The sequence below is a fragment of the Paenibacillus sp. OSY-SE genome, from assembly GCF_000283315.1.
GTDB classification, from domain to species: Bacteria; Bacillota; Bacilli; order Paenibacillales; family Paenibacillaceae; genus Paenibacillus_B; species Paenibacillus_B profundus.
This window is the reverse complement of sequence record NZ_ALKF01000172.1, coordinates 32,258-53,430: the sequence shown is the minus strand read 5'-3', so window position 1 is coordinate 53,430 and position 21,173 is coordinate 32,258. Positions and strand designations below refer to the sequence as shown.

The following is a 21,173-nucleotide window of genomic DNA, read 5'->3' as shown; positions in this document are numbered from 1 at the left end:
ATGAATAGCTAATGGAATGAGACTTGCATCCATCCCCTCGGCTTACCACAACGATGATTGGAACCATTTCTTGGCCACCTGGTTCACGGTCAGCACGAGAATCAAGCCGATGACGCCCTGCATCATGCCAATCGCCGTACCAAAGCCGAATTGGCCGCTCTCCAATCCCATATAGATGATGTACGTATCCAATATTTCCGAGACATTCATATTCCCCGGTGTCTTAAGCAGATAGATCTGGTCGAACCCGGCGGATAAGATATTTCCCAACGACAAGATGAACAGCACGATAATCGTCGGCCGGATTCCAGGCAACGTAATGTGCCAGATCTGGCGCCACTTGTTCGCGCCATCCATCTTCGCCGCTTCGTATAGCGCAGGATTGATGCCCACGATTGCCGCGTAGTAGATAATTGAGCTCCACCCGACATCCTTCCATATATAGCTCCAGAACATGGTCGGATAGAAGGCGCTCTCTTCCATCAGGAAGAAGGTGCTGCCATCACCGCCCAGCCATGAGATTACCTGGTTGACGAGCCCTGTATCCGGCGCCAGAATGCGCTGGAGCATCCCGACGACGATGACCCATGAGAAGAAGTGGGGCAAATAAGCGATGCCTTGGAACAGATTCCTCAGTCTGGAGTTCCTAACCTCGTTGAACATCAACGCCAATATAATCGGGAAAGGCAAGGCCAGAAATACCTTCATAGCGCTGATGATAAGCGTGTTCCGAATAAGCTGGATGCTCTGTGGATCCTGAAAGAACATTTCAAAGTAGGTCAGCCCAATCCACGGGCTGCCGAATATTCCCTTGTTGAACTGATAATCCTTAAAGGCAAGCACAAGCCCTGCCATGGGGATGTAAGAGAATATAACGAAGAACACGATGCAGGGAAGCAGCAGCAGGTACAGCTGATAATGGCGCCCCATCCTTCTCCATAACCGCGACCGTTCGCTGGCGCGTCCGAGCCCGCTTAGCTCCGCCGCATTTATGACGGATGTGTTCCGTTCCATGTCTCTTGCACCTCCCTCACGGGAATGATCTGTTTATGCCTCATGCTGTTCGTCCACCTTCCGTAACCGCATCAGTTGTTCCGGCATCATAGTCGTGATGCTGTCTACTCTCATATCCATCAAGCTGCGCATCATCACAGCCTCATCTACCGTATATACCGATACCATCAGATCAAGGGAATGAGCGCATTCGACGAATGCCGGACTGCACATCGAATAATGAAGATTGACGCCGCGGTAGCCTTGCTGCTTGGCTTCCTCGCATATGCGCCGGATAAAGGCCTCGTCTGTCCCTGCATCCTCATCCGTCGATTCCGGGGCATTCAGCAGCAGCGATATCCCCTCCGTATCGACCTGAATTCCTTCCGTGCAGCCTGTGACATACACGAGCCCTTCAGCATGGAGCGCCTTGACGAGCCGGAGTGTCGGATTGACGCTCTCCGCATTCTTGATATCCAGGTTCAGCTTCACTCCGCGCCGCTTCGCCTCTTCGATTACATCTGCGAGCAATACCAGCCCATGCTCGCGGTGCGGCGGTCCGAGTCTTGCTCTGGCCGGCATGCGATTCAGCTGCCGGGCGTCATATAGCTCCAGCAGGAGCGAATGATCATGAAGGAGAACGGGCTCCTCCTTGCAAGTGATGCGGATATCCAGTTCAGCGATATCCGCCCTCATGGCCACCACTTCCATGAATGACGCCCACGTATTGGCGGGCGCTTCGCCACAGCCAGTATGAGCGGTGACAAGCGGGCGTTCCTCTCTGTTCAACAACATGCTCACCTCGATTATGATTAGCCGCCGCTGATGAATGCGGACTGCTGATTAGCTTTAATGTACTTTTGATTGCAACGTTTGCTGTTGATTAGCTTTGATGCTGCTCTTCCCGTAACGTTTGCTGTACGTTCCTTTTGTTTCTTTTCTGTTGTTGTGATATGTATACTATAATTAATGAATGTTTTCGTGATATGAACGGGATATTAACGTTTTTTTAAGCCCGATTGGACGTATTTTGAATCTCCATGACAGGTTGTAAGGAGCTGATTGGCGGTCCTGTATCAACAAGAATGTGGTTTGTTGTGGCATTTTCTACCTGAGAACAAAAAAAGAACCGGATTCAAGTCCGGTTCCTCGTCTCCACCGTGCAATTGGCAACAATCCAAGTAATCGCTTTGATTTCCAACTCTTGCGTCCATGACGGCGGATGCGCTTGATCGCATACGATAACGTCGATCTTTTCCAGCGGTGCAATATGGCAGAAGGCCTGTATGCCGATCTTGCTGTGATCGGCAAGAACAATTACTTCCTTCGCGTTCGACGTAACCATTCTGGAGATGACCGAGTCATTCATGTCATAGTCGCTAATTCCCGTCATGATCGACATCCCGCCTACCGAGATGAACGCCTTGTCTACATAGAAATTGCCCAGCATTTCCTGACATAGATGTCCGCTGACAGACTGCTGCTCGGGCGAGATCTCACCCCCCAGTATGATGACCCTTCCGCTGAATAGGCCTTGGGACAATGACTCCCGCAGCAGACTGGCCACCGTCAAGGAATTGGTTATGACCGTTATCCGTTTCTTCCCCTTCAGGGCCCGGGCCAATTCATGTATCGTCGTCCCCGTATCCATATATACAGTATTGCCGTCCTGGATCAGCTCTGCAGCCCGCCAGCCGATCGCTTGCTTGGCTTCATGGTTGAGGATTTGCCGCTGCTGATACGGTGGCTCGCCCTCATCATACTGCACCTTGACAGCTCCGCCGTATACACGCCGCAACTTCCCCTCTTCCTCCAGAACAGCGAGATCGCGGCGAATCGTCTCATTGGAGACATGCAGCTGCTCGGCCAACGAGATGACGCGCACCTTGCCGCCCGCATCTAGCTGCTCCATAATGTGCCGCTTGCGTTCTTCCGCTAAGAGAGACATCGACATCACTTCCTCATTTCCATCATGGAATCATCCTATTCGAGATTAAAGCGCTCTTGAAATTGAAACGGAAGCTGAAAGCAATCATACGGCCCAGTCAAAAATTGAAAGTCCGGATAGGCGGGCGCCGCGCATTCGGCTAGGCGCTCCACCCATGGCGAGAAGGTCCGGAACGAGATCCGGTTCGCCCGCTCGTCGAATTCGGCCAGTCTCATCCAGCCGTTGCCGCCGCGGTAACTGTCCTGGTAATTGATCAGCAGTTGAATGACTTCTTTACCGCACTCGTTGCGCCTTATCCGATGAACCGTTCCGTCATAATGCCCATTCACCGTCATGAACACCTGATTATTGGGAGCGACCAGTTCCTCCCAAATGATTGTGCCGTTCTCGGAGTTATGGGGAATTCGCCGCTCTCCGTCACGATCCGCATAGAGGATGTCATGCGACACAAGAATGGTCGGCAAATGCCGATGCTGGTGGAGCACTCCCTTGCACCAGTCCATATCATGCAAGAGATGCTTCATGTCAGCCATCAGCCACACATAGAAGTAGCTTCCTGCCTCGATGACGCCGTACGAGCTGTAACGAGACGGTGAGCAGCCTTTATAGTAATCCTTATGTGCGAACCGTTCTGGGCCGTAGTAACGTAAGTACGTATCGTCAGCGTCATAATCGTGATTTCCCGCCGTCATCATATATGGGATACGGCATTGATCCATGATGTCAATCGCCTTCGAAGAACGCTCCCACTCGTCCAATGCTTCGCTATGGTCGACGATGTCGCCTAGGACAGCAGTCATCGCAATACGCGCTTTGCCATGATGCTGCGCCGTCCATTCAACTTGTGCTGTGAACATCTCAGGATTGAGATAGACCAGCTTCTGCGGATCCGGGATAAATGCAAAATTGTAATTGTCCTCTCCATTCAGCAGAACGATGCGCTCATTGGTGCCTTGCAGCACCTGCTGCGGCTTGGAATCGATGAGCCAGTCCACCCTGACTAGAGGCTCACCTGCGATGCGTATCTCCCGAATCGCTCCGGAGAAGAGCTTGTCCAGACGTCCGCCCCATTCGGATGCTCCGATATTCCAGCCTCTGCCCTCTACTTCGGCAATGCCCGCAATATCTCGCGCCGGACTGTTGTAGTCGCATATTCCGTTCACATACAGAAGAGTCTGTTCCGTATCATTGATGATGACGACATGATGCCACTCATCCGCCTTCAGATAACGCGACCAATTCGTCATTGAAGTATCCCGATTCATCGGATGGCACACCCATTGATACTCCTTGCAGTTCGATACGGACAATGTCGCGAGCAGCTCATTTTCTCCCTTGCGGCCAATATCCGCTCCCCGCCCCTGTCTCGTCAATACCCCCATCCAGCTGTGCTTATCTTCTTAGAACGGCTGGGGAAGCCGAACGATGGCCTCGATCGTATAGCCCTGCTCAAATCGCTCTCGGTTGATGGGCGCGTCCTTCACCGTTTGAAAATAACAGCCTCTTGCCGACCGGATACGGTCATTATAAAAGACAAGCCCTTCTTCCCCGTGAGCGCTGTTCGTCCACGATAGCGGCAGGCAGGTCTGCCCCTTGGATTCGTGATGCACTACGACCGATTCAATCAGATTGCCGCTGCCGCTCACATCCTCTATGACCAGTGACCCTGCTTGTATGGAGCCCGACTTGACCCGATCGGCGGCAAATCTCCAATGTGCCACAGCTCGAACGGGCCGTTGACGCTGCGGGATCTGCATCATGCGTTCATGCTGCATCGCATGCCACCATCACTCTCAATATTTTCCTTGCCGTCCAACCGTGTCTTGTCCATGAACCATGCTCTTGCTTCCGGCCAGTTGTTCACCCGCACAACCCCTGTCTCCCGAACATTGTGCGGAGCCGTAAAGAGGATGCCTTGCCCCTGGAAGCGCCGGAGCTGCTTCACGTTGTCATCAATCATATAATCAGCGCGAACGATGCTCTTGTCTCCGCAGAAGACGAAGTTCATGTCGGACAGAAAGCCGAAGTTCTCTCTCAACCAGTCGTATTTGGCCCGAAAAGAAGCCGGAACCTCCATCGCCGCCGTGGTGATATAAATCTCGTAATGTTCACTGAGCTCACGAATCACCTCTTGGCTATGCTCCATCACCTTCAATTGACGAAAAAAATCCTCGCGACCGTAATAGCTCTCGATTTCTTGTTTTCGCCCGGGCCGGGCCTGTACCAATGTCGCACCTTGCAGTTCCGCTATATTCAGATGATCGTGATAGTCCCTGTTATACCACTCCACATGTGTTGCCGCCGTATCGGCCATCACTTCGTCCATATCGATTGCGATGCGTTCCACAGCGATTCCCCCTTATAACTGTCATAAAAACAAACAACAAATCAAATAAACATTAAAGAAACAACCGGATACCACAATCATAGAAGGAATATGTTTTCATCAGTTTAATCCGTTGTAAAAGTATTGTAAAAACGAGGGCAATCAACGCGAATACCCGAACGAATATCATTCGTTCGGGTAAAGGAAATATCAGTCATGCCAACGACCGTATGTGTGTTCCTACTGTACTCCTGTTCGAGATTTCTCGTTCGTGCAATGGCGCGTTTAGACTGACGGTCAGTCGCATCATCCGCCCCTTTGCTCCATTCTCCCCTTCCATCAGAAAGTGGAATTCTCAATGGCCACTCTGGTTAACTGCCATTATACTCGGCCGCTTCATTCCATGGTATACGAGGCGGCATAGGCCTAATCCTCGATGTTATCTATCCTTCCTGACTGTATGGGAGAATGGACATAAGAGCCTTTACACGGAAGCCCGACAATATATTCTCGGTTATGCCGATTTATCTCTCAAAATAATAAACCTTCCATAAAAATCAGCACCGTGTACTCTACTGATAAGGTTGCCGGACGTCATAGGTCCTTCCCTCAGTCACTCTTGATCAGGTCAAGAGATTACATCTAACATCGAACCTTGCCCCGCGCCAGCTCCACTTCCGGGTATTTGCCCGCTCCTCCACCGGGGAACAAGGACGACGGTTTTCCCTTTATATAGTGGTCGAAGAAGTCGAGCGCAAAGTCATGAATGATCGCATGCGTGCGGCGAGCCGCAAGGGCTGCGGCCGAATCATCCGCTGTCACGGCCAGCGTAAAATCAGTGAAGCTCATATGGTTCGCGGATTTGAACTTGAGCGAATAGTGTCCGTTGGCGACGACGTGATCATGACGCCCGAAAATTATAGTTAATTCCTTCACAGCTTCTTCTCTGCTTATTCCGAGCTTCTCATACTCCTTAATGAGAGTCTCTAAATTGTCTCGCGAGAACGCCTTCCCGTCATACATGTACAAGAACGGGCGGTTCAAGCCGGCAGCCGGGATCGGATGACCGTAGAAGGCGCCGTCCATATTCAGCCCTGCCTTGAGCCTTGGGTCCTGCATAATCGCTTGCGCCGCTGTCGCCCCGCCGAAGGAATGGCCAAGTATGCCGATGCGGCTCGTATCGATTCTGCCGGCAAAACGGTCGGCATCGTGTCGGGCGAGCCCCTCCAGCCGATCGAGAATGAAGCGGACATCCCGTGCCCATACGTCGGCCGCTAACTTGTTCATGACCTTTGTTCCTTGGCTGCCCATATCCTTGAACTTCGCAATTCTGCCATCCGGAAACACCGTAATGGAGCAGTTATACGTGTGATTGATGCCCAACACGATATACCCTCGGCTCACCAACTGTTCCACCAGGAAGGTGGATGAATTGGCGAGCGCGCCGAAGCCATGCGAATAGATGAGGACGGGATATTTCCGCTTGCCATTGGCCAGCGGCGCATCGAGCACGGAATTCGTCAAGATAGCGCCGAGCTGGATCGCCAAATGTAAAGGAAGCTGCAAACTTCTATTGAGCGCTCCGGCATACAGGGCGGGGTCCGGAAAATAAGGCTGCCGCTCGCCGCACATCTCTTCGTCTGCCGGATACCATATTTGCACCATCAGCTCGCGTTTGTCACCGGGCCTCTCTGTCAGCGTCTCCTCACGAGTACCATCGACCCAATGATAGGAGACTGTTCCTAGCTTATAAGGACCTGCCGGCTCTTGAAAGTCCAAATCCGTCTGATCATCAGCACCGCTCTTAATCTGATATTCCTTAGGCGGCTCGACACCTAGCAAATGCTGCACGAAGTAGTCCCATTTGCGCCGGATGAAGTATGGATTCCTGTCGATGCTATGGCCGACGTTCGGCATGACGAGCAGGTCGAAGTCCTTGTTGGCATGAATAAGCGCGTCGACGAGCCGCAGCGTCTGTGCCGGATGAACGTTGTCGTCCATATCCCCGTGGGCGAGCAGCAGCTTGCCCTTCAGATTGCCGGCCAACTGCGCGTTGTCTTGTGTGGCATAGCGCTCGGGATGCTCGGGATCGACCAGGCCCTGGAAGCGCTCGCCCCACATTGAAATGTAGGTGAGCTGGTTGTGATTGCCGGCCGCAGAAACGGCCACTTTGTACACGTCGGAGTGCTGCAGCATGGCCCGGGTCGAGCCGTAACCTCCCCCGGATACACCCCAGATGCCGACACGCTCCTGATCGATGAACGGATAACGCTCCGCTAACTGCCGGATCGCCCCGGCGTGGTCCAGCAATCCGGCCGCTTCCTCCAGCTTGCCATCCGAAACGTCATGGAACGCTTTGGAGCGGAACGGGGTGCCCATGCCGTCCATTATGATCGTGACAAATCCCAGTTGGGCTAACGATTGAGCGCCGCCGGAGAAGTCGACTCCCAGCAGGGCTGCGTCCCAGATGAACGATTTCGGCGTGTTGAGAAGCTGTGGGCCGCCATAGAAATAGTCGATCAGCGGGTAGGATTGCTCTGGGTCAAAAAAGGCAGGCCGCACTAAAATGCCATACAGATCGGTGACGCCGTCACGCGCCTTGACGGTAAACCTCTCCGGTATTTGATAGCCCTGTTCCAGCAGCAGCTCGATGTCGGCTTGCTCCAGCTCCCTTACGATGCCCCCATCTTCCTCACACAGGACGGACACAGGCGGCTGATCGACCCGCGAGTACGTATCGATGAAATAACGGAGATCCGGCGCGAACGCGATTTTATGGTCCGCATCTTCCGGCGTCAGCAAGTTCAAGCACGTCCCGTCCAGACGAATACGGTACAGGTGCTGGTAATACGGATCGCGTCCGGTCTCGCGTCCTCCGGCCGTAAAATAAATCCAACCTTTACACTCGTCAACAGCGACCAGACGTCTTACATTCCATTCGCCTGACGTGAGCTGGCGGACAAGCTGCCCCGTAACGCTGTCGAACAGGTACAGATGGGCCCAGCCATCGCGTTCGGACAGCCAGAGGACGGTATCATCCTGCAGCAGTTGGAAATTGGGATTCACGCGGATATGAATATCCAGATTGCCGAAGTGATACAGGTCGATAAATAAAAACGTGTCGCTCCGTTCCTCAACCGCTGTGCGGGCCGCCCCCGTCTCCGCATCCGCCACGAGCAGCTTGGCGGAACGGTGGTCGCGCGCCATGTACATATAGTACGCCTGCTTGCCGTTCAGGCTCCATGCCGCTTGGGGCGCGAGTTGGTTGAATAGGGTGTTGTTGCCCATCGTCATACGCGGGGCATCTACTTTAATGGATTCCTGCCGATCGATGTCACAGATGACGATGTCAGCCTGCGCCACATGCTCGTCACCAGGGGAAGCATAGCGTTGGGTATGGAGGACAGGCCGCAGATCTTGCTCATTCGCTGGCACGTTCTGCACCAGGTGCAGTTCACGTATCAAACGTTGGTCAAGCCGCTGCGTCAACAGCTTCTTCGAATCCGGTGACCATAAAGCGGCCGGAGGAAGCTGAACGTTGCCTCTTGCTATCTTGTTCGAGACTTCTGGCTCGGAGGCATAATCGTAGTACGCTTCCCCATCATGCGTCAGCTGCCGGACTTCCCCCGTCTCCATATGACGGATATACAAGTTGTATTTCTCTGTATAAGCCGCCCATTGCCCATCGGGTGACAGCAGCTCGTGCATGGCTGGCTTCAGCAGCGGCTTCATCTTCGCACACCGATAGCTGCACAGATCACACTCCCACCGTTCGCCCGCCGCTTCGAATCGGATAACGTTCTCATCTTCATGGAATTCCAATTCATCAATCGGAAGATGATACGGAGTCACCCTCTTATAGAGCACAGCGCTCAAGGAGGAGGCCAGCCGTTCGTGGTCGAAGACTGGCTTGGTTGTGCCGTTCGCCGGGTTCACGACTATAAATTCAGTGCCTTTCTCTGTGCCGAGCCGCACATCGCGACGGTACCAGAACCGGTTCGTGCCGCCTATCCATTGGGGCACGACACGTCCGTTAAATACATGCTTCATCCAATGCATATACAATAACTGCTCGGCACGTTCATACTGCTCGCGGGGCATCACTTTGTTCATTCCACTACCACTCCTTGCTTATATTGGATCAGATTACATATCGATCATAAGGAGGAAATATGAACGGAGTGTGAATGATTGGAATCATATGGGATGGCGTATGATTGTGTATTTCTCGTGAATTAAAGCAATTATTTGTCACAATATGGAATATATAGGTTATACTGAATTCACATCTATGCACCTTGCCTGCAGCGGGCGTCCTTGTCGGCAGCCAGGTTCATCTTACATGGAACAAGTCGTCGCCCCTTTCCTATTAAAAGAGAAGAATGGGGGTAACCGTATATGGGACAGTGGCTGTACTTGCTGCAGAGAAATGTGATGAACGCCGATACCGATGCGCAGGAGCTGGTCTATCATTCGTTCCGCGAACTCGTATACCGTGATATTTATAAGTTGCTGCGAGATCACGGGTTAACCGAGGATGTCATTCAGGAATCATTTATCAAAGCGATAGCAAAGGGTCCAGAGGTAAGACACGCTCCCGTCATGAGAACGTGGATTAGGCGCGTCGCCCGCAATACAGCACTGGATGTCATTCGGAAAAACCGCAAGCATCGCCAGATGATAACCACAGAATTTTTCCATAATCCAGCTATCTCCATCCTCCTTCCCGACACCGAACCTAGCATTGCCAATCTTGTTGAAGATAAATTCAGAGACAACCTGCTGTATCAATCCATTCGCGAATTGCAATCTGACTATCAAATGCTGCTGCTCCTGCATTACTTCGAAGAGAAGTCTTACAAAGAGATGTCTCAAGAGCTCCATCTGTCCGAACAAGTGATTAGCCAGCGGCTGGCAAGAGCGCGCAAGAAGCTGCGGCAGCAATTTATGAGGAAATGGAGCTAACCGTCCTTTGATGTCGGATTGAATGAAATATTGTCCGTTAGATTGTAGCGCGTGGATACGTCGTATATAGTGAGACCGCTTAAGTTGTGGTTGAGAGCTGTCTCCATTATGACGAGAGGGGTACATATTGATGAAAAAGAAGATGTCCATCTTAACCATTTTGAGCCTCGTCTTGCTGCTTGTCTTTCAGGTCAGCGCATTCGCGGCCGACGGCAGCACCCTCAACACCGGGCTGGATATGACGGCGGACCAGGCACACGTCACGACTGACACCGTTCGCGTCTTGCACGCTGAGGAAGAAATCATTGACCAGCTGACGAAGGCAGGTCCTGCCGGCGGCATTGAGTACGCAGAACGGCATACCGTCACGTCTCCCGTTAATTTGCATGATGCCGCTGCCTTGCAAGCCAGCCTCCCCGATTCGCTGCGGGCGCTGTCCCAGCCTTCAAGCGCGACGGTAACAACCGCCACCTATTCGGGTGTCATTCCGAAGGAAGGCGAGGCAGTTCATCTGTATCCGATCTATGTGAAGCCGGGCGATATTTTGCAAGTACAGCTGGATCCGCCGCTGTCGCAACAGCTTAATTATGACTTGTACTTGTATGAATTCGATATGACGACCGGGAATCTGATCACGACTCCTATCGATTACTCCGTATACGGAACGTACTTCAACCAGTACGCGAACGGAATGCGGACGTTGTCAGAGAATGTAGGCACGAAGAATGCTACATCGGCCGATAAAGCGTACCTGATCGAGGTTCACGCCAAGCAGGGCGGCAGCATTAACGATCCGTTCTATGTCACGCTTGCGACAAGCACAGACTATGACGCATTCGAGACTGACGAGAATGCCTTCCACGCTTATAGCTTCACGGTAGCCCCGGGCGGTTCATCGCTGAACAGCCGTTCCATCAGTTCTCCCATCGACAATGACTGGTATGTCATTACAGTGCCGGAGAACCGCAATTATGACGTCATGAACTTCTCCTTGGACAGCGCTTCTGCAGCCAAGGGATATAAGGTGGAAGTGTACGGAGTGTTAGCCGACAACCAGATGAAGCTGCTGTCGACAACGGACAACAATGTGCCGCTCGGAACAGGCAGCTACTACGTCCGCGTCTATACGACCGGCCAATATGACACAACCAATTACACCTTGTCGATTAAACCAGTGCTGCGCGCGGACAAAATTGTCATTAACGGATATAACTCCGGTGGCGGCCCGAATGACTATCCGTCCTACCGGTATGGCCGCTATTTCCGAATTATCAACAACACGCTTACTGTCAATGGCGTAGTTGCTACCTCAGACAATTATGCCGTAGCCAATGCGAAAGTAGACGTCATCTGGTTGAATGAAAACTGGACGGAAGGAAGCGGCAACCGCACCCGAACCGGATCCGTCTATACGAACAACAGCGGACAGTTCTCCGTAACACTCAGTCTTCCATCTTCGACGGCAAGCATTAGCGAGTTTTTGCCGGGAGCGATTAACTTTACACATTACTACGATTTGAGCGGAGTAGTGGCCAAAGTCGCCGATCGCCCGCATGTGAGCGCAACGGATATTCTCTACCATTTCGCTTATAGCCTGTACGGAGGAAGAGGATAATATCGTCCCCCCATACCATGTGCGCATTCTGCTTTACGCGCGCATGGTATATTTTTTTACTGTTTTGGATCATTTGAGTAAAAGAAATTGAAATATTGGTCGATATAGTAAATATCATCCTGAATATAGAAAATACGACCATCATGATGCAGCCCAAAAAATCCCGAATTCATCACACCGAGGAGGTATCACATGAAAGTCAATAGCAGCACAACACTTGAGCCGAAGCTGTACGGCATGAACGGACAAGGGCAGGTCAACAAGCAACCGAAGATGGAAACGGGGACGATTCCCGGCTTGAAGCACGACACGGTTGATATTAGTCCGACGGGACGCCAATTGGCGGTCGGCGCGATTGAACATCATGTGGCGACGTACTATGGCAATGCCGAGATTAACGAATCCTTGCACCGGCTTCTGGAGGGCAAAGCGCCCGAGGTAAGGACAGCCGTATATACAGTCATCCAGTCCAATCTCGTTCCCGACGGCACCGTGTCGGACAGTAAAGAACGGGCGGCATTGTTGGAGCTTGGTCTGACTCAGGCGAAGTATATCGCGGACAACTATTTCAAAGATGGCGAGGCTGCCGAAATGCTGAACACAATGAATAAGATCGCTGCAATGTCCCATAAGGAAACTATCAATCCTGTTGCAGGCAACGCAACCTACATCCCCCCTTCCCAGAAGCCGCAAGGCGCACCCGATGACTATGTGAACATCACCGATTTGATGAAAAGGTTCGAGCCGGAGAGCCACGGCCAGCTGCAGGAAGCGATAGTGAACGGCGGTGACTGGTCTGGTATTCTGATGAAGTTCGCGCACAAAATACCGCAGAACAAGGAGTGGCTGGACACTTATCGCCAAGAAGCATCCCAGCCTATGAAAGAGGCACCCGCTGCGAGAATAGACAGCCGCTTTGACGGCGCGAATACCGCAGACATGGCCGCATTTGTGAAGGACCTTCAGCGCATGATTCAGAAAGCGCAGTTGGCCAATACGGACTTTCTGAGCAGAAACATCGATTATTTCGCCCACGTGCTCGGGTATAGAGCTTCATAAGTTACGGTTGAGCCGCCTACATTCAAGCCGTGGTTCCTATTCGAAATGAGCCACGGCTTTCGTCGCTTGACTTCATAGAGGAGGTAAGTTGGTGAGCATCGTTTGGGAAAACATCGTATTTCTACTGTTGCTTTCTGTTGTTCTTCTGGCAGCAGCTGCAGGAGCGGTATATCTCATCATGAAACGGTTGAACAAATATTAATAAGCTATCGGGCCGCCCTCTTCCTGACGTCGAATATTTCTTTGCAATGAAGATAACACTCGTTATCATGAAACGATATCTTGGCGTTAACTTCTCTGCCTTTTTTATGATCAAGGTCCTTTTCTTTTACTTCTTGAAAACGAATAGTTAAAATTTCATCATACAAATTTTCTAGAGTGCCGAAAGTAGACTTAGGAATATTGAGATTTTTTGACACTTTCCAACCTCGCTTTGTACGATAACCAGACCGAGGCGTCAGTGTCTTCTTGGGTTAACTCTTTGATGGTTGTGTCACCAAAAATATCCTCAAAGGCCGCACCGTATTTGTTTTCCAACTCTTTTATCGAGCGTTCCAAATAGGTCACTTCATCCACTACAGGAGCTTCGTTTTCTTTGTCCCAGTTCGCTTTCAGAATGGACACAGGTATTCTTTTTCCATTTCCAAAAATAATTTCGGCTTCCTCTGGAATTTTAGCGTGTTCTCTTCCCTGCCTTGCTGGAGCTCCAACAATCCGCTTTTCCCGCAGCCATGTATTAATGGTTTGCACGGAAACACCAGCGAATTTGGCTACTTCAGTTGTGGAGTAAGTAACATCAGACGATTCCTTAGCAGATTCCTCTGAAATATGATGGAGCAGTTCCTCAGTAAGCTTAAGCAGGGAGTCTCTGTCAGAGAACGCTTCATCATTCCAGCTCTGGTTGTATTTATCCATACCCTTTACCGTAAAAAGCAGGTTTTTTACTATAGCGGCAACAACGGGCATGTCCGTATCCACCATTTTTCTTATAAGCCCACGGGCAGCTGGTCCTTTCAAAATACTGCGTTCAATTGCTGTCGGACGCATTATCATTCACCTCTCACCTCCATTTTATTATTATATAAACAGAACGTCAACGAAGTGAAAGCAAACTGAAATCTAATTTAAATTATATTATTAGCCTTTCTAAGAAAAATATGCTTATCGTGCAGTGGCACGTTTCAGACTGACGGTGATTCGTTTCAATCGCCCCTTTGCTTCATTCTCCCCTTCCATCAGAAAGCGGCACGCCCAATAACCACTTTAGTTAACTGACATTATAACCAGGTGCTTCATGCTATGGTATAAGAACCGGCGTCTGCCTTATTCTCGACGTTACCCTCCTGACTGTACGGGAGAATGGACATAAGAGCTATTTCAAGGAAGCCCGACAACATATTTTCGCAAAAAGAGTGAGGGATCTGCCATTCTGAATGATGGGGAGAGTGGAGCAAGGGAGGCAACAGGCATACCTTTTCTAGGAAGGGGAAAATGACTATATTCGCTTTATTGCTTCACAGAATTAAAAAGACACTTGCCGTTTAAGCAAGTGCCTCATTGATTATCAGCAGCTATCCTATTTTTATACCATAGGCTGAATGCTAGAAGAAGCAGTTCATGTTCCATGCGCCTGATATGCAGAAGTACCGCTCCCCTATATGCCTGCGTACTGGTATGCAGCTTATTCAAGGATAATTTTGTTCAGGACAAGATTAACTGGATTAATGATTGTATCACCTACAGGACATGTGCGCTCAATGAATTGCACGAATTCCTCAGCCTGTTCGCGCGAGGCATTGGATTTCATGTGAATGTTATATCGAATGTCGGAGTAGCCCCGGCGCACATCGGATTTATTCATAAAGCCGTCTGTATCAAGGTCCCCCTCAACCTCAACCCAAAATTCCTCTAAACGAATTTTAAATTTAGGGGCATATACTCTAGCTACGATAGCTTGGCAAGCACCCAAGGCGCAGAGCACCAATTCAACCGGATTCATCCCTGTATCGGTACCGCCTAAATATTTTGGCTCGTCAACCGTGATCTCGAAATTTCTGGACTTTGCCTTTACAACCATTCCTTTTTGCAAGTGTGCAGTTGCTTTAAATGTCTCAAGTGGCATGTTAGGTCCTCTTTTCTTCGAAGTAGTGTGGAGTATAGTATTCATAGAAATATGATTCTATCTTACCATAATTCCACAAATCTCTGTATGACATTTCCAACAAATTGGCTGGCCACGTTTAATACAGACAAATGATTTTCATTTTTGATAATTTGACCTACCGATTGTGTTTTAATTTGTTCATTGGGCAGATCAGCATAATGAATGACTTTTTCAGGCTCAAACAATTCATCCTGTTCTCCAACAAATAAGGCAAACGGCTTATTGAGATTTTTAAATTGTGTCTGTGGATGATTGGGGGTTAAAGCGATTGCCATATTGCAGCTAATACTTTTTATTAACTCTTTATTCGATGCTGTAATGTCGTCTGGATAATTAAAAGAAACGGCCGTTTTATTCCCCCACAGCTTACCGCCTGATATCGAGTTGATTACAAATACGCTCGTTTTGACTTTGGCAAACGGATGTTTTATATCTTTCCTTGCCGTTTCTGATTTGTATCCAAGCTCTGGCGATATAAATAGGTACCCATCTGCCCTTGAGTTTTTATCCCAAGATAAATAGTTCAATACTGCCCCGCCGCCTGAAGAGTGTCCTCCTACATACAATGGCACTGCCGAGTTTTCATTTTTTACCCAATCACTGAAAGCTTTTATATCCTGCCATACTTGCACGTAAGTCGGGCTATCCCCGCGGGGTCCTTCAGAACGTCCATGGCCTCTTAAATCTAAAAGATACACTTCCACCTTATATTTTTCACTCAATTCGTATGCCAAGTTTTGATAACCCGCGCCACTGTGGGCTCCACCACCATGTATAAACACAAGTGATGCAATCGGATGATTGGCTTTGACTTGATAATAAGCGAGCTTTACTCCATCAGTCGATTCAAAATAGCAAGGTTCGCCCAAATGAACCTTTTGAAATTTGCTTATTTCTGTAAACGAGAACGAGGAATTAGCGTTCATGTTTTGTAACTCCTTTACACCTGTTTATTTTGTTTATTTGATTTCGCCATACCGCTTGCATGATAAAGCATACAACTATATAAATAATCAAATATATGAATATAAACCCTACAATCGAAACTATATTTAGCGCATACCATCCAGCTGCTATACCCGCGAACATAAAGGGGACAGTTGTGATAACAAAATGTAAACACGTCTGTTTTAATCTGCTCCAGTGTTCCACTTCAAAAATAAGAGAAGCTGCCGCAAACATATCGATTTTAATTTCAATATCCAAACGAACATCCCCTTTCCTTGCAGGTTACGCCAGCTGATACTTCTATTATTCGTATATTTCATTACTATTCAAGCCAATTTCAGTAAGTAGTTGTTTCTCAGAGATAACTGGTTACATACACCGTCAATTGAATGAATCCTGCTCCTATATATAAATCCATAGCGAATAGGGGGCATCATCTGCCCCCTTCCTGTTCTTCAATATGATGAACTCCGCATGAGTCGAGTCTTCCAAATCGTTCTATACCTATTTCATTCCCACTCGCTTCGCCAAGTCGAACAGATCAAGCCCTTTTAACGCGCCTTCCACTAACTCAGGCAGCAAGGCAGGCGTGCACGCAAAGCAAGGGGTTCCATCCCGCGATAGAACCTTCGCAAGGTTCTCGTCGTAGAACGGCTGACCTTGATCGGACAGCGCGAGCAAGCACATCGTTCTGACTCCCGCTTCCCGCAGCTCGCGCATGCGGCGGATCAGCGCCCCTCGATTACCGCCCTCATATAGATCAGATACGATAATAAATAATGTCTTCTTCGGTTCTTCGATGAACTGCTCGCAATAGGCAACCGATTTGTTAATATCCGTGCCGCCGCCAAGCTGAATTCCGAACAGCATATCGACAGGATCGTTCGCGCATTGCTCCGTCAGATCGACGACTTCCGTATCGAACACGACCACGCGGGTGTTCAGCGACGGGATGCTGGCGAAAATAGATCCTATAACCGAAGCCCAGATGACTGAATCCGCCATCGATCCGCTCTGATCGATATCCACGATAACCGTCCATTCCTTGCTCCGCTGCGCGCGATCGAAGAAGTAGAATTTCTCCGGAATGATCTGGCGCCGCTCCGCATCGTAATGCTTCAAGTTGCGCTGAATGGTTCGCTTCCAATCGATCCCGCTCACAGACGGAAGCGGTGAATGCTGCCTGCGGTTCAACGCCCCGGTTACGGCTCGGCGAATATCATTCTCCAGCAGCTTCACGAGGTCATCGACGACCGCCTGCACGAGCATGCGGGCGGTATCTTTTGTTTTCTCCGGAATTTTCCCTTTCAAAGACAGGAGCGTGCCGACAAGTTGAATATCCGGCTTTACTGTAGCCAGTACTTCCGGCTCGAACAGCAGCTGCTTCCACCCTTTGCGTTCCATCGCATCATTCTGAATGATCGAGACGACATCATCCGGGAAAAAGGTGCGCACATCTCCCAGCCATTTCGATAGACGCGGTGCCGACTTGCCCAATCCTGCCCCTCTACCGCTCGCCGCAGAACCGCTGCTGCTGACATCCGTTCCCTCGCTTGTATCGTCATATATTTCGGCAAGCGCTTGATCCATAACCTGCTCTTCCTCGGTCAGGCCGATTCCTCCGCCCCCGCAACTGCTTGCCAGCTGTTGTTCGGCAGATGCGCCGAGTATAAGCCGCCAACGTGAGACTGCCTTCGCTTCCACAGATGCGCTCACGTTAAAAATCCTCAAAATCAAAATCATTCAATTCGTCGATCATCTTCACTTCGTCCTCCTTCAACTCTCCAGCCAACATCTCCTCCGCTTGCTCGGTATGCACGCCCCATAATTCGCCAAGCAGCTCGGCGATCATCGTCTTCTCGCGGGGAGCGAACGAACTGAAGGCACGCCGCAGAAAGACGAGCGCACGCACAAATTCATCGTCCTCGAGAGAAACGATATAGTCGTTCAGCTGCTCCCATAGGCTCATCCGCGACAGCAGCGCATATCGATTGCGGAGCGACAGCCCTTCGAACCAGCCTGCGCCGAGGTCGGCAGGGATGCCTGGAGAGAGGCGCCGCGATACTTCTTCCGCACATTGCTGCGCAGACATCGCGTTGCGTTCCATCAATATCGCACAGGCAAAGCCGGAAAGCCGCGGATTGCGGTCATCCCGCTCCGCCAGATGCAGCAGCTCTTGCAGCCATAGCTGTTCATCGACCTGTTCACTATGGTCCAAAGCTATGCCGTTCAGTTCATTCATCGCCGTAATCATCGCATGGGCCGCTTCATCGTTGCAGCCGCTTGCATCCAGCAGGAACAGACAGGCACGCATGAACAACTGCTCCAGCAACGGCAGGAGCGGCGCCGTATCGATCCGCCTGATGTCGCCATAGCTTATAATCGTCGACAGCTCCCGTGCCGCCGCGGCTATCTGCACGACATCCCGGCTATCGACGGCCAGCCGCTGCAGCGTCTGGCGCGCCGCTTCCATCTGCGCCAGCATTCCGCATTCACAGGCGATGCGGATTAACTTGGAGGCTTCGGCAATCGTGCCGCATCCATCAAGCTTTTGCTGCAGCACATAAGCTGTGGCGATTTCGACCGTCTCGCCCAGCAGCGTTGACTCCACAACCTCGATTTCCACTTCCGGCGACCATTGGATGACCCAATGCTCTGCCCAGGTTGCGCGCTCTTGTCCGCTCGGTCTCGCCTTCGCCAGCGTGATGCCGAGCAGTGTTAACCGATGGAATAGCAAGGAACGGTTCAAATCGAGAAATGCTGTTTCTTCCGACTTTACGCGCCGGTTCTCACGCAGGTCTAACGATAGATCGGTTGCGACCGCCGTCTTGTATTTCTCAAGCTTCAGCTGCTTCAACAGCCGGTTCAAGTCGTCTTGAATCGGCGTCTGGCTGACACCGTCCGCAAGCGCACCGATAGCCGTCCCCACATCCGTCCGCGCCAGCGCTTCGGCAATGACGGACAGGTCGCCGCGCCCCAGCAAGGTTTGCGCTGCGTCCCGCAGATCGCGCAAGGTCGGCGCGCTGCCACCGTGCAAGGCAGCCAGCGACTCGGCCAGCCGAACCGCTTCGATCACCTCGGCTGTCGAACGATGAGTGCCCGAATCCCGCATTAAGCGGGCAAGGGTCGATAAATAGTATTTCGGCAGCTCATCCAGCGTGCCGTTCACCATTCGCTCCCACATCATTTCATAATAGTTGGGCGCATTATTGCCTGCTCCATATCCAGACATCGAGGACAGCTTGTAATAAGAGTACGGCATGAGCGTCAGCTTCGTGCTGCGCGATGGCAGTCCTTCCAGCTCCTCATCCGTCATCGCTGCCGTTAGATCGACAAGCGCAGCCGCATGGTAAGCCCCGCACACGACAACGATTTTGTCCGGTTCGTGGCCAGACGTGATCGTCTCCTGAATTTTCCGCCGCATATAGGCTTCTCTTACCGCGTTATAAGCGTACTCGGTGCGTTCATAACGCCTCTCCTTCTCCTCGGATAGCTCCCGCATCTGCGTGGAGAAGGCAATAATCGCTTCTTGATACGCATCGGCATTCAGGTTGTGCTCGTAATTCCGCTCCCAATACATGTCATAATCGTGCTCTCCGGCAAGCTCGGCAATACGGCTGTAGATGGAACGCTCTCCACGCGTCTCCTCCAATGGCCGTTCCGGTGAAGCTGGACTGCCTTCCTCTTCCTCAGCGCCCGTATTCATCCGTACGTCCTGCAAGGCAAGCGCCGCGGACGAAGGCAGATCGATAAATGCAGCCATCGCTCCATTCTCTTCCGCCCACTTCATCGCTTGGTATTCCGGAGAATAAGCAGCGAAAGGCCACAGCACAGTACGCACAGGCAAATCATCTGTAAATGCCAGTATCGCAACCGGCGGCTTCGTCACCCGATTCGTCAGATGGCGAATTTCCGGCGTAGCGTCGGCAGGACCTTCAATAAGAACCGCAGTCGGCTGGATATCATGAAGAAAGTCCAGCAGATGCTTCGCGCCGCCGGGAGAAAGATGCCGCACCCCAAAAATATGCACAGCCGCAGCAGCAGTCGCACTCACTCGTTCATCTCCCTGCAAGCCGTATACAAGCCGCGCCATTCCGCCCCGCGCTTCTTCATCACATTGTCGAGATATTCCTTCCAGACGAGCTTGTCTTTGACGTCATCCTTCACGATCGCCCCTTGCAAGCCTGCAGCCAGATCTTCATCGGTCAGCTCTCCGCTGCCGAAGCTGGCGGCCAGTGCCATACTGTTCGTCAACAGCGAGATCGCTTCCGCGGTCGAAATGACACCCGCAGGCGATTTTACCTTCTCCTTCTTGTCGATCGTCATCCCGTTACGCAGCTCGCGGAATATCGTGACAACCTTGAGCAGCGCCTCATCCGCTGGAACTGCCGCCTGCAAATCGTAGGCGGACGCAATCTCTTGAACCCGCTTCTTCACAATTTCGACCTCGGTATCCATATCAGATGGGGTAGGCAATACAATGATATTGAACCGCCGCTTCAATGCGGCCGACATTTCATTCACGCCGCGATCCCTTGTATTGGCCGTGGCGATAATAGAGAATCCTTTGCGGGCGCTCACTTCCTTGCCGAGCTCAGGCACCGATATGGTCTTCTCGGACAGTATCGAGATGAGCGCATCCTGAACCTCGGACGCACACCGGGATATTTCCTCGAAACGCGCGATTCCCCCCGCTTCCATCGCCCGCATAATCGGGCTTTGCACCAACGCTTCCGGTGTCGGCCCATTCGCCAGCAGCATCGCATAGTTCCAGGAGTAGCGCACATGCTCCTCGCTCGTTCCGGCCGTTCCTTGAACGACGAGTCCAGAATGGCCATATATCGCTGCTGACAGATTTTCAGACAGCCATGATTTGGCGGTGCCCGGCTCCCCGATTAGCAAGAGCGCCCGATCCGTCACTAAGGTCGCGATCGCCATCTCGACCAGTCTTTTATTACCGATATATTTAGGCGTAATGACGGTTTTCCCCGCTTTGCCGCCGGTAATGAACGTGAGCACCGACTGCGGCGACATTTGCCAGCCTGCCGGAATCTTTCCTTTATCCGCCTTGCGAAGCGCTGCTAATTCTTCCTCGTACAATCGCTCCGCCGGCAGTCGCATCATATCTTGCAGCTGTTCTTGGCTAGTGGTCATC

The 21,173-nt window shown here is 51.2% G+C and carries 17 protein-coding genes and 1 riboswitch; of the genes, 3 read left to right on the top strand and 14 right to left on the bottom strand.

Going from position 1 to position 21,173, the window contains the following annotated elements; translation table 11 throughout:
• Nucleotides 1-42: 42 nt before the first annotated feature.
• From A372_RS0111080 to A372_RS33755, 7 genes are all read right to left on the bottom strand, one after another.
• Complete coding sequence (locus tag A372_RS0111080; protein ID WP_019420915.1) at nt 43-1,014, bottom strand: ABC transporter permease; 972 nt, start codon at nt 1,012-1,014, stop codon at nt 43-45.
• Nucleotides 1,015-1,047: 33 nt separating this feature from the next.
• Entirely contained in the window at nt 1,048-1,788 is a 741-nt protein-coding gene (locus A372_RS0111075) for a glycerophosphodiester phosphodiesterase family protein (protein ID WP_019420914.1), read from the bottom strand.
• 340 nt (nt 1,789-2,128) lie between these two features.
• On the bottom strand, nt 2,129-2,941 hold the full coding sequence (locus A372_RS0111070) for a DeoR/GlpR family DNA-binding transcription regulator (protein WP_019420913.1): 813 nt from the start codon (nt 2,939-2,941) through the stop codon (nt 2,129-2,131).
• Nucleotides 2,942-2,976: 35 nt separating this feature from the next.
• Nucleotides 2,977-4,323 carry a LamG-like jellyroll fold domain-containing protein gene (locus A372_RS0111065; protein ID WP_019420912.1) on the bottom strand — a complete coding sequence of 449 codons (1,347 nt, stop codon included), beginning with the start codon at nt 4,321-4,323 and terminating at the stop codon, nt 2,977-2,979.
• Between the two features lie 18 nt (nt 4,324-4,341).
• On the bottom strand, nt 4,342-4,716 hold the full coding sequence (locus A372_RS0111060) for a hypothetical protein (protein ID WP_019420911.1): 375 nt from the start codon (nt 4,714-4,716) through the stop codon (nt 4,342-4,344).
• The gene (locus tag A372_RS33760; RefSeq protein WP_019420910.1) at nt 4,698-5,288 is read right to left on the bottom strand and encodes a 5' nucleotidase, NT5C type; all 591 of its coding nucleotides are present in this window, start codon (nt 5,286-5,288) and stop codon (nt 4,698-4,700) included. The genes A372_RS0111060 and A372_RS33760 overlap by 19 nt, the downstream gene beginning before the upstream one ends.
• A gap of 500 nt (nt 5,289-5,788) precedes the next feature.
• Nucleotides 5,789-5,896, bottom strand: a riboswitch (SAM riboswitch).
• Nucleotides 5,897-5,909: 13 nt separating this feature from the next.
• Complete coding sequence (locus tag A372_RS33755; RefSeq protein WP_019420909.1) at nt 5,910-9,380, bottom strand: DPP IV N-terminal domain-containing protein; 3,471 nt, start codon at nt 9,378-9,380, stop codon at nt 5,910-5,912.
• 285 nt (nt 9,381-9,665) lie between these two features.
• Between A372_RS33755 and A372_RS0111045 the strand changes: the two genes are divergently transcribed.
• The 3 genes from A372_RS0111045 (at nt 9,666) to A372_RS0111035 (ending at nt 12,906) form a co-directional block, all read left to right on the top strand.
• Entirely contained in the window at nt 9,666-10,232 is a 567-nt protein-coding gene (locus A372_RS0111045) for an RNA polymerase sigma factor (protein WP_019420908.1), read from the top strand.
• A 130-nt stretch (nt 10,233-10,362) separates the two neighbouring features.
• Complete coding sequence (locus tag A372_RS0111040) at nt 10,363-11,847, top strand: hypothetical protein (RefSeq protein WP_019420907.1); 1,485 nt, start codon at nt 10,363-10,365, stop codon at nt 11,845-11,847.
• A gap of 192 nt (nt 11,848-12,039) precedes the next feature.
• Nucleotides 12,040-12,906, top strand: a complete 867-nt coding sequence (locus tag A372_RS0111035; RefSeq protein ID WP_019420906.1) for a hypothetical protein — start codon at nt 12,040-12,042, stop codon at nt 12,904-12,906.
• A 393-nt stretch (nt 12,907-13,299) separates the two neighbouring features.
• Here the strand turns inward: A372_RS0111035 and A372_RS0111025 are convergent, their stop codons facing one another.
• The 7 genes from A372_RS0111025 to A372_RS0110995 form a co-directional block, all read right to left on the bottom strand.
• Nucleotides 13,300-13,953 carry a helix-turn-helix domain-containing protein gene (locus A372_RS0111025; RefSeq protein WP_157259513.1) on the bottom strand — a complete coding sequence of 218 codons (654 nt, stop codon included), beginning with the start codon at nt 13,951-13,953 and terminating at the stop codon, nt 13,300-13,302.
• Between the two features lie 634 nt (nt 13,954-14,587).
• Complete coding sequence (locus tag A372_RS0111020) at nt 14,588-15,028, bottom strand: OsmC family protein (protein ID WP_019420903.1); 441 nt, start codon at nt 15,026-15,028, stop codon at nt 14,588-14,590.
• A 62-nt stretch (nt 15,029-15,090) separates the two neighbouring features.
• The gene (locus A372_RS0111015) at nt 15,091-15,996 is read right to left on the bottom strand and encodes an alpha/beta fold hydrolase (RefSeq protein ID WP_019420902.1); all 906 of its coding nucleotides are present in this window, start codon (nt 15,994-15,996) and stop codon (nt 15,091-15,093) included.
• Nucleotides 15,986-16,252 carry a DUF3021 family protein gene (locus tag A372_RS39540; RefSeq protein WP_036703946.1) on the bottom strand — a complete coding sequence of 89 codons (267 nt, stop codon included), beginning with the start codon at nt 16,250-16,252 and terminating at the stop codon, nt 15,986-15,988. The genes A372_RS0111015 and A372_RS39540 overlap by 11 nt, the downstream gene beginning before the upstream one ends.
• Nucleotides 16,253-16,522: 270 nt before the next feature.
• Entirely contained in the window at nt 16,523-17,761 is a 1,239-nt protein-coding gene (locus A372_RS0111005) for a VWA domain-containing protein (RefSeq protein ID WP_019420900.1), read from the bottom strand.
• On the bottom strand, nt 17,736-20,072 hold the full coding sequence (locus A372_RS0111000) for a DUF5682 family protein (protein ID WP_019420899.1): 2,337 nt from the start codon (nt 20,070-20,072) through the stop codon (nt 17,736-17,738). The genes A372_RS0111005 and A372_RS0111000 overlap by 26 nt, the downstream gene beginning before the upstream one ends.
• Nucleotides 20,069-21,172 carry an ATP-binding protein gene (locus A372_RS0110995; RefSeq protein WP_019420898.1) on the bottom strand — a complete coding sequence of 368 codons (1,104 nt, stop codon included), beginning with the start codon at nt 21,170-21,172 and terminating at the stop codon, nt 20,069-20,071. Before A372_RS0110995 ends, A372_RS0111000 begins: the two co-directional genes overlap by 4 nt.
• Nucleotide 21,173: the final 1 nt, after the last annotated feature.

Bases quoted from the DNA above. Each gene is read 5' to 3' on its own strand.
- A372_RS0111080 (WP_019420915.1), bottom strand. From the start codon at position 1,014: ATGGAACGGAACACATCCGTCATAAATGCGGCGGAGCTAAGCGGGCTC.
- A372_RS39540 (WP_036703946.1), bottom strand. From the start codon at position 16,252: ATGTTTGCGGCAGCTTCTCTTATTTTTGAAGTGGAACACTGGAGCAGA.
- A372_RS0111015 (WP_019420902.1), bottom strand. From the start codon at position 15,996: ATGAACGCTAATTCCTCGTTCTCGTTTACAGAAATAAGCAAATTTCAA.
- A372_RS0111035 (WP_019420906.1), top strand. From the start codon at position 12,040: ATGAAAGTCAATAGCAGCACAACACTTGAGCCGAAGCTGTACGGCATG.
- A372_RS0111070 (WP_019420913.1), bottom strand. From the start codon at position 2,941: ATGTCTCTCTTAGCGGAAGAACGCAAGCGGCACATTATGGAGCAGCTA.
- A372_RS0111065 (WP_019420912.1), bottom strand. From the start codon at position 4,323: ATGGGGGTATTGACGAGACAGGGGCGGGGAGCGGATATTGGCCGCAAG.
- A372_RS33755 (WP_019420909.1), bottom strand. From the start codon at position 9,380: ATGAACAAAGTGATGCCCCGCGAGCAGTATGAACGTGCCGAGCAGTTA.
- A372_RS0111020 (WP_019420903.1), bottom strand. From the start codon at position 15,028: ATGCCACTTGAGACATTTAAAGCAACTGCACACTTGCAAAAAGGAATG.
- A372_RS0111045 (WP_019420908.1), top strand. From the start codon at position 9,666: ATGGGACAGTGGCTGTACTTGCTGCAGAGAAATGTGATGAACGCCGAT.
- A372_RS0111060 (WP_019420911.1), bottom strand. From the start codon at position 4,716: ATGCAGCATGAACGCATGATGCAGATCCCGCAGCGTCAACGGCCCGTT.
- A372_RS0111005 (WP_019420900.1), bottom strand. From the start codon at position 17,761: ATGATTTTGATTTTGAGGATTTTTAACGTGAGCGCATCTGTGGAAGCG.
- A372_RS0111040 (WP_019420907.1), top strand. From the start codon at position 10,363: ATGAAAAAGAAGATGTCCATCTTAACCATTTTGAGCCTCGTCTTGCTG.
- A372_RS0111025 (WP_157259513.1), bottom strand. From the start codon at position 13,953: ATGCGTCCGACAGCAATTGAACGCAGTATTTTGAAAGGACCAGCTGCC.
- A372_RS0110995 (WP_019420898.1), bottom strand. From the start codon at position 21,172: ATGACCACTAGCCAAGAACAGCTGCAAGATATGATGCGACTGCCGGCG.
- A372_RS0111075 (WP_019420914.1), bottom strand. From the start codon at position 1,788: ATGTTGTTGAACAGAGAGGAACGCCCGCTTGTCACCGCTCATACTGGC.